The 12,973-nt window shown below is 75.8% G+C and carries 8 protein-coding genes and 3 pseudogenes; 10 read left to right on the forward strand and 1 reads right to left on the reverse strand.

Annotation, left to right across the window (positions count from 1 at the left end):
* Nucleotides 1–14: 14 nt before the first annotated feature.
* The 4 genes from ACI781_RS09480 to ACI781_RS09495 all read left to right on the forward strand — a co-directional run bounded on the left by ACI781_RS09480 (nucleotide 15) and on the right by ACI781_RS09495 (nucleotide 4,790).
* Nucleotides 15–2,306, forward strand: a complete 2,292-nt coding sequence (locus tag ACI781_RS09480) for a heterodisulfide reductase-related iron-sulfur binding cluster (RefSeq protein WP_456565841.1) — start codon at nucleotides 15–17, stop codon at nucleotides 2,304–2,306.
* A 95-nt stretch (nucleotides 2,307–2,401) separates the two neighbouring features.
* Nucleotides 2,402–2,962, forward strand: coding sequence for a hypothetical protein (locus ACI781_RS09485; RefSeq protein WP_456565842.1), 561 nt, complete (start codon nucleotides 2,402–2,404; stop codon nucleotides 2,960–2,962).
* Nucleotides 2,887–3,468, forward strand: coding sequence for a DUF389 domain-containing protein (locus ACI781_RS09490; protein ID WP_456565911.1), 582 nt, complete (start codon nucleotides 2,887–2,889; stop codon nucleotides 3,466–3,468). Before ACI781_RS09485 ends, ACI781_RS09490 begins: the two co-directional genes overlap by 76 nt.
* Complete coding sequence (locus tag ACI781_RS09495) at nucleotides 3,465–4,790, forward strand: CynX/NimT family MFS transporter (protein WP_456565843.1); 1,326 nt, start codon at nucleotides 3,465–3,467, stop codon at nucleotides 4,788–4,790. The genes ACI781_RS09490 and ACI781_RS09495 overlap by 4 nt, the downstream gene beginning before the upstream one ends.
* On the opposite strand, the gene dcd is transcribed toward ACI781_RS09495, so the two are convergent.
* Nucleotides 4,756–5,346 carry a dCTP deaminase gene (dcd, locus tag ACI781_RS09500; RefSeq protein WP_456565844.1) on the reverse strand — a complete coding sequence of 197 codons (591 nt, stop codon included), beginning with the start codon at nucleotides 5,344–5,346 and terminating at the stop codon, nucleotides 4,756–4,758. The genes ACI781_RS09495 and dcd overlap by 35 nt on opposite strands.
* 158 nt (nucleotides 5,347–5,504) lie before the next feature.
* Here dcd and ACI781_RS09505 point away from each other — a divergent pair, with 158 nt between their 5' ends.
* From ACI781_RS09505 to ACI781_RS09530, 6 genes and pseudogenes are all read left to right on the forward strand, one after another.
* On the forward strand, nucleotides 5,505–8,273 hold the full coding sequence (locus ACI781_RS09505) for a S8 family serine peptidase (RefSeq protein WP_456565845.1): 2,769 nt from the start codon (nucleotides 5,505–5,507) through the stop codon (nucleotides 8,271–8,273).
* Nucleotides 8,274–8,465: 192 nt separating this feature from the next.
* On the forward strand, nucleotides 8,466–9,044 hold the full coding sequence (locus ACI781_RS09510; RefSeq protein WP_456565846.1) for a PAS domain-containing protein: 579 nt from the start codon (nucleotides 8,466–8,468) through the stop codon (nucleotides 9,042–9,044).
* Between the two features lies 1 nt (nucleotide 9,045).
* Nucleotides 9,046–10,002, forward strand: a complete 957-nt coding sequence (locus ACI781_RS09515; protein WP_456565847.1) for a methyl-accepting chemotaxis protein — start codon at nucleotides 9,046–9,048, stop codon at nucleotides 10,000–10,002.
* Nucleotides 10,003–10,801: 799 nt separating this feature from the next.
* A pseudogene (locus ACI781_RS09520) lies at nucleotides 10,802–11,878 on the forward strand (sensor histidine kinase); the annotation flags it as partial.
* 159 nt (nucleotides 11,879–12,037) lie between these two features.
* Nucleotides 12,038–12,376: pseudogene (locus ACI781_RS09525) on the forward strand (response regulator transcription factor); the annotation flags it as partial.
* 186 nt (nucleotides 12,377–12,562) lie between these two features.
* Nucleotides 12,563–12,901: pseudogene (locus ACI781_RS09530) on the forward strand (ATP-binding protein); the annotation flags it as partial.
* Between the last annotated feature and the right edge of the window lie 72 nt (nucleotides 12,902–12,973).

Consider the following 12,973-nt stretch of genomic DNA (forward strand, 5'->3'; position numbering starts at 1 on the left):
GAGGGAAGCACTCTATGACAGGCCCGCTGCAGATCGTCATGGGGACGATCAGCGTCCTGTTCCTGATCGTCGCGTCCGTGCTCGCCTACCGGGCGGTCCGCGCGATGATCCGGATCATCAAGACCGGGCAGCCGGACGGCAGCCGGTTCGCGCCGGTCGGCCCGCGACTGAAGACCCTCGTGGTCGAGTCGCTCGGCCACACCCGCATGCTCAAGTGGTCGGCCATCGGCGCCGCCCACTGGTTCGTCTTCCTCGGCTTCTACGGCCTGTTCCTCACCCTCGTCGAGGCGTTCGGCGAGGTGTGGAACCCGGCCTTCCACCTGCCGCTGATCGGCGAGTGGAGCCTGTGGAACCTGTTCGCCGACATCATCGGCGCGGGCACGATCGTCGGGATCCTCTACCTGATCTACCGGCGCCAGAAGGACCACCCGCGCCGGCAGGGCCGCACGAGCCGGTTCGCCGGGTCGAACGAGGGCCGGGGCTACTTCGTCGAGGCCGTCGTCCTCACCGTCGGGCTCTGCATCCTGCTGATCCGCGCGCTCAAGGTCTCCTCCGACCTGACCGACGCCCCCGGCTGGTCGCACCCGATCTCCGGCGCGGTCGCCAACCTGCTGCCCGACAGCCCGACGCTGCTGTCGGTCGTCGCGTTCATCAAGATCATCGTGTCGCTGACCTGGCTCGTGGTGATCAGCCGCATCCTGAACATGGGCGTGGCCTGGCACCGGTTCAGCGCGTTCTTCAACATCTACTTCAAGCGCGAGGACGACGGGAAGCCCGCCCTCGGCCCGCTGCAGCCGATGACCTCGAACGGCAAGCCGATCGACTTCGAGGACCCCGGCGAGGACGACGTCTTCGGTCGCGGCAAGATCGAGGACTTCACCTGGAAGGGCATGCTCGACTTCACCACCTGCACGGAGTGCGGTCGGTGCCAGAGCCAGTGCCCGGCGTGGAACACCGGCAAGCCCCTGTCGCCCAAGATGGTGATCATGGACCTGCGGGACCACCTCTACGCGAAGGCCCCGTACCTGCTCGGCGAGAAGACGGCCAGCGAGACCGCGCCGGACTACGACGTCCTCAAGCCCAGCGACGAGCAGGTCTGGGCGTCGGGCTACGCCCGCATCGAGGGCACCAACGACGCGCAGGCCCACCGCCCGCTGGTCGGCACCCTCGAGGAGGGCGGGGTCATCGACCCCGACGTCCTGTGGAGCTGCACCAACTGCGGCGCCTGCGTCGAGCAGTGCCCCGTCGACATCGAGCACATCGACCACATCGACGACATGCGCCGCTACCAGGTGCTCATCGAGTCCAGCTTCCCCTCCGAGGCCGGCGTGATGATGCGCAACCTGGAGAACCGCGGGAACCCCTGGGGCGTCAGCCCGAGCACCCGCAACGAGTGGATCTCGGAGATGGACTTCGAGGTCGAGGTCGCCGACGGGCCGCTGGACTACGACGTCGAGTACCTGTTCTGGGTCGGCTGCGCCGGCGCCATCGACGACCGCGCCAAGAAGGTCACCAAGGCCGTCGCCGAGCTGCTGCACACCGCCGGCGTCCGCTTCGCGGTGCTCGGCGAGGGCGAGGGCTGCTCCGGTGACCCGGCCCGCCGCATGGGCAACGAGTTCCTCTTCCAGATGCTCGCCCAGCAGAACGTCGAGACCCTCGACGGCGTCTTCGAGGGCCGCGTGCCGGGCATGCGCAAGATCGTCGTGACCTGCCCGCACTGCTTCAACTCGCTGGGCCGCGAGTACCCGCAGGTCGGCGGCCACTACGAGGTGGTGCACCACACGCAGCTGCTCAACCAGCTGCTCGAGGACGGCCGGCTCACCCCGGTCACCCCGATCGACCGCAAGATCACCTACCACGACCCGTGCTTCCTGGGCCGGCACAACAAGGTCTACACGCCGCCGCGGGAGATCCTCGACTCCGTGCCGGGCCTGGCCACCCAGGAGATGCACCGCTGCAAGGACCGCGGCTTCTGCTGCGGCGCCGGCGGCGCGCGCATGTGGATGGAGGAGAAGATCGGCAAGCGGATCAACGTGGAGCGCACCGAGGAGGCCCTGGGCCTGGACCCCGACGTCATCTCCACCGCCTGCCCGTTCTGCATCACGATGCTGTCGGACGCCCTGACGTCCAAGAAGCAGAACGGCGAGGCCCCCGAGCACGTCGAGGTCCTCGACGTGAGCCAGATCCTGCTCCGCTCGATGGCGCCGGCCGGCGCCCCGGGCACCGAGGCGGGGGCCGACGTCGGCACCAAGGCCGACGACGTGGCCGGCACCGGCTCCGCGGCGACGGAGCACGGCTCGCACTAGCAGGAGGCCCCCTCGCGGGGTCGAGCACACCCACGACGGCGCGTGTCCCCACTCCGGGGCACGCGCCGTCGCGCTGTCGCGGATAGAACATCCCGGTGCTGATGCAGCTGAGGGTGACCGTCCCGCCGGACCGCACCGACGTCGTCCGCGACCTGTTCGCCGACTGCCCCGGCACCGCCCACCTCGCGGTCCTGCCCGGCGCCTCCGTGACGCCACCCGGCGACCTCGTCCTCGCCGACGTCGCGCGCGAGTCCGCCGACGGGCTCGTCGCCTCCCTGCGCGCGCTGCACGTCGACCGGGACGGCGCGATCACGCTGGAGGCCGTCGACGCCGCGGTGTCCGCCGCCGCCGAACGGGCGGAGGAGGAGGCCCCCGGCGACGCGGCCGACGCCGTCGTCTGGGAGCAGGTGGTGCGCGCGAGCGCCGCCGACTCGACGCTGTCGGTGTCCTACCTCGCCTTCCTCGTCATCGCGACGCTCATCGCGGCGGCCGCGATCGTCAACGACTCGGCGATCCTGGCATCGGGGCCATGGTGCTCGGCCCGGAGTTCGCGCCGCTGGCCGCGCTGGCGGTCGCCGCGGTGCACCGGCGCCGGTCGGTGGCGCGCAGCGCCGTGCGGGCGGTCGTCGTGGGGTTCGTCGTCGCGATCGCGGTGACCGCGCTGGTCTGCCTCGCCGGCCGCGGCCTCGGGTGGTTCGGGCCGGAGCTGCTGGACGCCGACCGGCCGCAGACCGGTTTCATCACCCGGCCCGACCGCTGGTCGCTGGTCGTCGCCGTGCTGGCCGGGGTCGCCGGCGTCCTGTCGCTGACGTCGGCCCGCAGCGGCGCGCTGGTCGGCGTCTTCATCTCGGTGACCACCGTCCCGGCCGCCGCCGACATGGCCCTCTCGCTGGCGCTCGGGGGCGGCGACGAGTTCTGGAGCGCCGCCGCGCAGCTGGGGATCAACCTGGCCGGGATCCTGGTCGCCGCGACCGCCACCCTCGCCGTGCAGCGCGCGCTCTGGCGCCGCGTCCCCCGCGCCACCCCGCGGGTGGACGCGCTGCCGCCGGCGTCCGGCGGCCTGTGGGCCCCGGCCACGGCGGGTCCGCGCCCGGCGGTCGTTAGCCCGGCGAAGGACCCGGCGGAGAGCGCCGCCGGGGGCCGGAGGACCATCGAGCGGTGACCCGCACCGCCCCGCCCCGCCCCGCCGCCGCCCCGGCCACCCACCGGGGGCTGCTGCTCGTGGGGACCGCCATCGTCCTCACGGCGCTGAACCTGCGGACGGCGGTCAACAGCGTGGGCCCGGTGCTGGAGGAGATCGAGCAGGGCCTGGACATCTCCAGCGGCGCCGCCGGCCTGATCACGACCATGCCGGTGCTGTGCTTCGCGCTCATCGGCTTCGCCGGGCCCCCGCTGGCCGCGCGCTACCGGGACGGGCACGTCCTCGCCGGCGCCCTGCTGGCGATGGCCGCCGGGCTGGTGGTACGGGCGCTGGCCGGCTCCTTCCCCCTCTTCCTGCTCGGGACCGTGCTGGCCATGGTCGGTGGGGCGCTGGGCAACGTGCTGCTGCCCAGCCTGGTGAAGCGGTACTTCCCCGACCGGACCGGGCTGCTGGTGGGCGCCTACAGCGCGGCGATGGCCGTCGGCGGCGCGACCGCGTCCGTGGCCGCCGCCCCGATCGCCGCGGCCGGCGGCACCGACGGCTGGCGGTGGTCCCTCGGCGTCTGGGCGCTGCTGGCGGTCGTGGCCGCGGTGCCGTGGCTGGCCGTGCCGGCCCGGCCCGGCGCCTCCCGCGGCGCGCACGCCGCCGTCCGGATGCGCTCGCTGGCCCGCAGCCCGCTGGCTCTGGCCCTGGCGGTCTTCTTCGGCCTGCAGGCCATGCAGGCCTACGTGATCATCGGCTGGTCGGCGCAGTACCTGCGCGACTCCGGGCTGTCGGCGGCCACGGCCGGCCTGATGCTGGCCCTCAACACGGCGGTCGTCATCCCGGTCAACGCCCTCGTGCCGGCGCTGACGGTGCGCCCGCGGCTGCAGCGACCGATGCTGCTGGCCTTCATGGCCTGCTACGTCGCGGGCTGGGGAGGGCTGTGGGCCGCGCCGACGGCCGCGCCGTGGCTGTGGATGTCACTGCTGGCGCTGGGCATGGGCACCTTCGCGATGGTCCTCACGCTGATGGGCCTGCGCGCCCGCACGCCCGAGACCACGGCCGCGCTGTCGACCGTCGCCCAGGGCTGGGGTTACCTGCTGGCGGGGGCCGGCCCGCTGCTGGTCGGCGTGCTGCGCGGTTCGTCGGGCAGCTACACCGGCATGTTCCTCGTCGTCCTCGCCGGCGTGGCGGGGCTGACGGCGACCGGCTGGCTGGTGACGCGGCAGCGCTACGTCGACGACGAGGTGCCCGGCTGGGCGCGGGCCGGGCACTGCGACGACGTGCTGGAGGTGGCCGGCGCGGAGCCGCCGGTCACCGCGCACGTCAGGGAGCCGGACGGCGGGTCTCGGCCCGCGTGAAGTTGCGGAACGAGCGCGACGGCGTGGGGCCGCGCTGGTCCTGGTAGCGGGAGCCGTAGACCGCCGAGCCGTAGGGGTGCTCGGCGGGGCTGGTCAGCCGGAACAGGCACAGCTGTCCGATCTTCATGCCGGGCCACAGCGTGATCGGCAGGTTCGCCACGTTGGACAGCTCCAGCGTGATGTGCCCGGAGAAGCCGGGGTCGACGAAGCCGGCCGTCGAGTGGGTCAGCAGGCCCAGCCGCCCCAGCGAGCTCTTCCCCTCCAGCCGCGCGGCCAGGTCGTCGGGGATGGTCACGACCTCCAGCGTCGAGCCCAGCACGAACTCCCCCGGGTGCAGCACGAACGGCTCGTCGCCCTCGGGCTCCACCAGCGTGGTCAGGTCGTCCTGCTGCTGCGCCGGGTCGATGTGGGTGTACCGGGCGTTGTTGAAGACGCGGAAGAACCGGTCCAGCCGGACGTCGATGCTCGACGGTTGCACCAGGGCCGGGTCGTGGGGCTCGATGCCCAGGCGCCCCCCGGCGATGGCCGCGGTGATGTCGCGGTCGGACAGCAGCATGGCCGGAGTCTAGGGACGGCGCCCCTCACCCCTTCGGGCCGTTCTCCCCGCCGGCCTCTCAAGCAGCCGCGCGGGGACGCCGTTCCGCTCGGGCCGGCCCATCCGCGGACCGGTCGCCGTCCGGGGAGCCGCCCCGGCCCCGAGGGGGAGAACCACTCGTGCCACGACCCACCCGACGGGTGCAGGCCGCCGTCCTCGTGACAGCCGCCGTCGCCGGCTACGCCGGAGCAGCCGCCTACACGGCGCTCGCCGCACCCGGCCTGCCCGAGGTGCCGATCGCCACCGACTTCGGCCCCGGGGACGGGCTGACCCGCTACGTGGTGACCGCCGCCGCGGGCGACACCACCCCGCTGCTGCCCGCGCTGCAGGGCGTGCCGGGCGTCGCCTCCGCGCAGCGGCTCGCCGACGGCAGCGCCCTCGTCGCCACCGAGGGGCTGACGCCCGACTCGCTGCGCACCGTCACCGGTGTCGGCGACGTGGCGCCCTCGCCCACCGTGCCCGTGCTCGGCACGGTGACCGACCCGTACTGGTCGGCCTACGGGTGGAACCTGGAGAACACCGGCGACAACGCCTACCAGCAGAGCGCGGTCGCCGACGCCGACGCCGACGCCACCGACGGCTGGGCGGCCGGCACCGGGGACGGCGTCGTCGTGGCCGTCGTCGACACCGGGTACGACTCCGACCACGCCGACCTGGCCGGCGCGCTGTGGACCAACCCCGCCGAGTCCTGCGGGACGGTGGACACCGACGGCAACGGCAAGGCCGGCGACTGCCACGGCTGGAACTTCACGACGAACTCCCCCGACGTCGACAACGGCGCCAACGGCACGCACGGCGCGAGCGTCGCCGGCGCCGTGGGCGCCCGCGCCGGCAACGGCCTGGGGACGGCGGGCATCGCGCCCGAGGTCACGATCATGCCGCTGGTGATCGGCAGCGGCAGCGGCGTCGACGTCATGCTCGGCGCCGAGGCCATCCGCTACGCCGCCGACCACGGGGCCGACGTCGTCAACGCCTCCTGGGGCGGCCCGGTCACCGGCTACCCGCTCACCGTGCTGCGCTCGGCGGTCACCTACGCCGCGTCCAAGGGCACGCTGGTGGTGGCCGCGGCCGGCAACGACGCGGCCGACCGCGACGCCGCCCCGCTGTACCCGGCGAGCCTCACCGAGGACACCGTGCTGACCGTCGGCGCCACCACCGCGTCCGACACCGTCAGCGACTTCTCCGCCTACGGCGCGACGTCGGTCGACGTCTTCGCCCCCGGCACGCTGGTGTTCAGCACCTGGAACGACGGCGGCTACCGGCTGACCAGCGGCACCTCGATCGCCGCGCCGCAGGTCGCCGGCGCGCTCGCGCTGTACCGCGCGGCCATGCCGACCGCCACGCCGCAGCGGGTGCGCCAGGCGCTGCTGGACGACGCCCAGCGCCTGCCCTCCCTCACCGGCAGGGCGGTGACCGGCGCCCGGCTGACCCTCGACGGGCTGGCCGCCCGCGGGTCGGGCACGGTCCAGTACGACTTCGCCGGGCTGCGCACCACCACCCCCGGGGCGGTGTCGCCGACCGTGACGGTGACCGGGGTGACGTCCCCGGGCACGTTCACCGTCACGCTGGGCCTGGGCATGGCCCAGGACGGCGAGGTGTGGGCGCTGGCCGACGAGCCGATCGGGCTCGCCGGCGCGACCGTGACCACCGACGACGCCGGCGAGGCCACCTTCACGCTGGGCAGCCGCACCTCGCTCGACGGGCTGGTCCTCGCCCCCGGGCTGGACCTGGCCGAGGGGCGCTACGTGCTGACGGTGCAGCTGCACCGCGACGGCGACCCGCTGGGCCGCACCACCGCGGCGCCGGTCCTCGTGGGCCGGCCGGCGGCCGAGGCCCCCGCACCCGACCCGGGCACCGGCGGCGGCAGCACCCCGCCCGGCACCGGCGGCGGCAGCACGCCGGGCGACGGCGGCTCCGGCGGCGGGAGCACCCCGCCCGGCACCGGCGGCGGCAGCACCCCCGGCGGGGGCAGCACGCCCGGCGACGGCGGGGGCAGCACGCCCGGCGGCGGCGGCACCGGCGGCGGCAGCACCCCCGGCGGCGGCAGCACCCCCGGTGACGGCAGCACGCCCGGTGACGGCGGCTCCGGCGACGGCGGGAGCACCCCCGGCGGCGGCAGCACGCCCGGCGACGGTGGCTCCGGCGGCGGGAGCACCCAGCCCGGCACCGGCGGCGGCAGCACCCCCGGCGGCGGCAGCACGCCCGGCGGCGGCGGGGGCAGCACGCCCGGCGACGGCGGCTCCGGCGGCGGGAGCACCCCGCCCGGCACCGGCGGCGGCAGCACCCCCGGCGACGGCGGCAGCGGCAACGGCCCCGGCGGCGTGATCACCTACCCGGGGACCGGTGCCTTCCGGATCACCTCGATCAGCCCGACCCAGGTCCCGGCGGCGGGCGGCACGAGCGTGACCGTCACCGGCCTGGCGCTGCCCGCGGGCGTGCGGGTCCGGATCGGCGACGCGGCCCCGGCCACCGTCGTCACCGCCTCGACGACGCAGGTGGTGTTCCGCACCCCGGCCCGGACGGTGGGCACCTACGACGTCCACCTGTTCGCCCCCGACGGCACCACGCAGGTGCTCGCCGGCGCCCTGGAGTACGTGGTCGGCTCGTCCGACACCGCTCCGCCCGGCACCGGCGGCGGCAGCACGCCGCCCGGCACGGACGACGGCAGCACGCCGCCGGGCACCGGTGGGGGGACGACCCCGCCGGGCACCGGGGGCGGCACGACCCCGCCGGGCACGGGCACCACGCCCGGCGGCGGCTCGGCCGGCCCGTCCACCGCGACCGGGCCGAACGGCGAGCGGCTGGTCCGCTCGACCCGCTTCGCCGGGCTGGGTGCCGCGTTCTGGGCGATGGACTGCTCGTCGTCCTGCTCGGGCACCGTGATCTGAGGCACCGTGTTCTGAGGCACCGTGGTCTGAGGCACCGCGCCCTCCCGGAGCGCCCGTCCCGCACCCGCGGGGCGGGCGCTCCGGCACGTCCGGGCAGGGTCGGAGGTCCCGGATCCGGGCACTCGGGTCCCGGCGGGGCCGGCGGCTGCCGATAGCGGACGCGACTGTTCCGACCGCTGCCCTGGAGTGCCCGTGCCCGCCACCACCGCGCCGACCCGCGCGGCCCGGACCGCGCCCCGCGCCGTCCGGCCCACCGGCGAGGAGCGCACGTTCTCCGCCGACGAGCTCATCGTCTCCAAGACCGACCGCCGGGGCGTGATCACCTACGCCAACGACGTCTTCCTCCGGGTGGGCGCGTACTCGCTGGACGAGGTCATCGGGCAGCCGCACAACCTGATCCGCCACCCCGAGATGCCGCGGGCGGTCTTCAAGCTGCTGTGGGACACCCTGGGCACCGGCCGCGAGCTGTTCGCCTACATCGTCAACCTCGCCGCCGACGGCGCCTCGTACTGGGTGCTGGCCCACGTCACGCCCTCCTACGACGAGGCCGGCCGGGTGGTCGGCTACCACTCCAACCGCCGCCGGCCCGCGCCGCGCGCGGTCGAGCGGGTGCAACCGCTGTACCGGCAGCTGCTGACCGAGGAGCGCCGGCACCCCAACGCGCGGGCCGCCGTCGCGGCCTCCTCGGCGCTGCTCGCCGAGCTGGTCGCGGCGCAGGCGGACTCCTACGAGGAGTTCGTCTGGTCCGTCATCGACGCCGAGGAGCGCTGAGGTGGGCAAGCGGGCGGCCGGGCGGCGCAGCGACGCCGAGGAGCTGGCCCTCTACCGGGCCTTCGTGGCCGGCCTGACGGCGACGTGCGCCGCCGCGGCCCGCGGGGACCTGGAGGCCCGGGCGACCGCGGTGGACGCGTCGGACGACGTGCCGGAGCTGCGGGCGCTGCGCGAGGGCGTCAACCGGGCGCTCGACGTCAGCGACGCGTTCGTCCGGGAGTCCTCCGCCGCGCTGGCGGCGGCCGCGGAGGGCCGCTACCACCGCAAGGTCCTGCTCACCGGCCTCGCCGGGGCCTATCGCAAGGCCGCCACCGACATCAACACCGCCCGCGAGGCGATGCGCGCCACCGACGGCCGGGTCAGCGAGGCCCACCAGGCCCGCCTGGCGCTGGCCGACGGCTTCGAGTCGGTGGTGCTGGCCATGTCCGAGCAGGTCGCCGCAGCGGCCACCGAGCTCAGCGCGACCGCGTCCGGGCTCACCTCGGCCGGCACCGCCGCCACGGCCGAGGTCGAGGCGGCGCGGGACACGATCGGCTCGCTGACCCGCTCCTCCGCCGAGATCGTGGAGATCATCGCCCTGATCGACGCCATCGCCGCGCAGACCCGGCTGCTGGCGCTCAACGCCACCATCGAGGCCGCCCGGGCCGGGGAGGCGGGCAAGGGCTTCGCCGTGGTCGCCTCGGAGGTCAAGGACCTCGCCGACCAGACCGCCCGGGCCACCGAGCGGGTGGCCGCGCAGGTCGAGCAGATCGGCCGCGCCTGCGAGGACGTCGCCGCGGTGATGAGCGGCATCGGCGGCACGGTCGGCGAGATGAACGGGCTCGGGGACGGCATCGCCGAGGCCGTGGACGGCACGCTGTCGGCCGGCCTGGCGGGCACGGCCGGCGCGGGCCTGTCGCGGATGGCCGAGCAGCTGCGGGCGGAGGCGATCTCCTTCCTGGGCGCGATGCGCCGCTGAGGCCGGCGCGCCCGGGGACGGCGGTCCCCGGGCACGCCGGCCGGGAGGGGCCGGCGGGCCGGAATCGGGGAGCGGCGGGCCGGGATCGGGGAGCGGCGGCGCCCGGTCCCCGCATGTACCGTGCGGAGGTCACGGAGCGGCCCCTCGGGCCGGTCACCGGTGGGCGCGTGACGGCTCCGCGTCCGCTCGAACGGGTCACGGCGCGAACCGGGGAGGGGTGTGCGTGTCTGCGGCGGACGCGGGAGCCCCCACGGGGGACGACCTCTTCTCCGGCGGGGGCCGCAACGGCCGCCTGATGGCCGCGCTCGACTGGTCCCGCACGCCGATCGGCCCGGTGTCCACCTGGCCGGCGAGCCTGCGCTTCGCCGTCCGGACCGTGCTCGCCTCGCGGTTCCCGATGATCCTCACCTGGGGTCCCGAGTACACCCAGATCTACAACGACGCGTACGCCGAGCTGATCGGCGCCAAGCACCCCGGCGCCATCGGCGACGACCTGCGGGTCACCCTCGCCGAGGGCTGGTCGGCCCTGCAGGGCCCGGTCGAGCACGCGATCGCCACGCGGGAGCCGAGCTGGATCCCGCAGCTGCTGCTGCCGCTGGAGCGCGCCGGCTACCGCGAGGAGGCGTACTTCACCGTCTCGCACGCGCCTGCGTTCGGCGACGACGGCGAGGTCGCCGGCATGCACGCGGTCTGCACCGAGGTGACCCGCCAGGTGCTCGCCGAGCGCCGGCAGGAGCTGCTGCGCCGCGTGGCCAGCTCGGGGACGCGGCTGGACGACGACGTCGCCGTCGCCCGCGCCATGTGCACCGCGATCGACGAGGACCTCGGCGACGTCCCGTTCGCGGCGGTGTGGCTGGCGCGGCCCGACGGCGGCGCGCTGGACCTGGTCGCCTCGTGCGGCTGCACCCCCGGCCGGCTGCCGGACGTCGCCGCCGGCCTCGACGAGCTGTCGGCGCTCCCGGCGGACGGGCTGGCCACCCGCCCCGGGCCGCTGGGCGACCCGGTCACCGGGTCGGTGCTGCTGCCGCTGACCGGCGGCGCGGACGGCGGGCCGGTGGGCGCGCTGCTGGTCGGGGTCAACCCCAACCGCGCGCTGGACGCGGAGTACCACTCGTTCCACGAGCTGCTGGCCGGGCAGGTCACCGCCGCGGTGGTCAACGCCCGCGCCTACGCCGCCGAGCGCTCCCGCGCCGAGGCCCTGGCCGAGCTGGACCGGGCGAAGACGGCCTTCTTCTCCGACGTCAGCCACGAGCTGCGCACGCCGGTCACCCTGCTGCTCGGCTCGATCGCCGACGTGCTCGCCGACAGCGCCGAGCAGCTCCCCGCCGACGTCCACCAGCGCCTGGTGGTGGCGCTGCGCAACGGGCAGCGGCTGCGCCGGCTGGTCGACGACCTGCTGGAGTTCGCCAGCATCGAGGCCGGGCGCTCCAGCGCCGTGCGGGTCCCGGTGGACCTCGCCGCGCTGACCGCGGAGCTGGCCGGAGTGCTGCGTGCCGCCGCCGAGCGCGCCGGGCTGCGGCTGACCGTCGACTGCCCGCCGCTGCCGCGGGCCGCGGCCGTCGACCCGCGGATGTGGGAGAAGATCGTCCTCAACCTGGTCGGCAACGCGGTCAAGTACACGTTCGTCGGCGGCATCGACGTCGCCCTGCGCGGCGACGGGGACCGGGTCGTGCTGACCGTGTCCGACACCGGCGTCGGCATCCCCGCCGACGAGCTGCCGTCGGTCTTCGAGCGCTTCCACCGCGGCGCCGACACCCGGTCCCGCAGCCGCGAGGGCACCGGCCTGGGGCTGGCGCTGGTGGCCGAGCTGGCGGGGCTGCACGGCGGCGCCGCGACCGTCACCAGCCGGCCGGGCGCCGGCAGCGCCTTCACGGTGACGCTGCCCTACGGGGAGCCGGACGCCGAGGCCGGGGAGGCGCCCGCGCCGATGGAGGCGATGTCGGCGGGGGCGCTGACGCCCTGGGACGACGACCCGGCCTCCACGCCGGCGCCCTCGCCGGCCGCGGACGGGGCGCTCGGCAGCGTGCTGGTCGTCGACGACAACGCCGACATGCGCGCCTACCTCACCCGGCTGCTGGCCCCGCACCACGTCGTGCGGACGGCGAACGACGGCCGGCAGGCCCTCGAGCAGATCGCCCGCGCCCGCCCGGACCTGGTGCTGACCGACGTGATGATGCCGGTGCTGGACGGCTTCGAGCTGCTGCGCGCCCTGCGCACCGACGAGGCCACCCGGACCATCCCGGTCGTCATGCTCACGGCGCGCGCCGGCCAGGAGGCCGCCGTCGAGGGGCTGGAGGCCGGCGCCGACGACTACCTGCCCAAGCCGTTCGAGTCCGCCGAGCTGCTGGCCCGCGTGCGCGCCGTGCTGGACCGGACGGCCGGCGGCGCCGGGGCCGGCACCCACCACCAGCCCGGTGGCGGCCCGCCCCCGCCGGTGGACACCGCGCCGGTGGTCCCGCCGCGGCCGCGCGCCGCCGTCCCGGCCGCCGTCCCCTCGCCGGTCGCGCCGCCGGCCGCCCGGACGGGGGCGCACGGCGAGCGCTGGCGGCTGCCCTCGGCCCCGGCGTCGATCCCGGTGCTGCGCCGGCGGCTGCGGGCCGTGCTCGCCGACGCCGGCCTCGACGAGGACCTCGCCTACGACCTGCTGCTGGCCGCCTGCGAGGCGGCGACGAACGCCGTCGAGCACGCGCAGCGGCCCACCGAGCCGTTCGTCGACGTCACGGTGCGGGTCGAGGAGGACGAGGTGGTCGTCTCCGTGCGCGACCACGGTCACTGGCGCGAGCGGGTGCCGAGCATGGACCGCGGCCGCGGGTCGATGCTGATGAGCGCCTTCGCCGAGGTGACCGCCACCCCCAGCGCCGAGGGCACCACCGTGGTCATCCGCACCCGCCGCGCCTGACGCCGGCCTTCCCGCGGGTGGGCCCCGGGCGGCGCTTGACACCCGGGTCGGCACGGGTGTTCTGTGTTGACA

Source organism: Blastococcus sp. SYSU D00695 (assembly GCF_054050555.1).

Excerpts from the sequence above, each read along its gene's own strand:
- ACI781_RS09480 (WP_456565841.1), top strand. The coding sequence starts at position 15 with ATGACAGGCCCGCTGCAGATCGTCATGGGGACGATCAGCGTCCTGTTC.
- dcd (WP_456565844.1), bottom strand. The coding sequence starts at position 5,346 with ATGCTGCTGTCCGACCGCGACATCACCGCGGCCATCGCCGGGGGGCGC.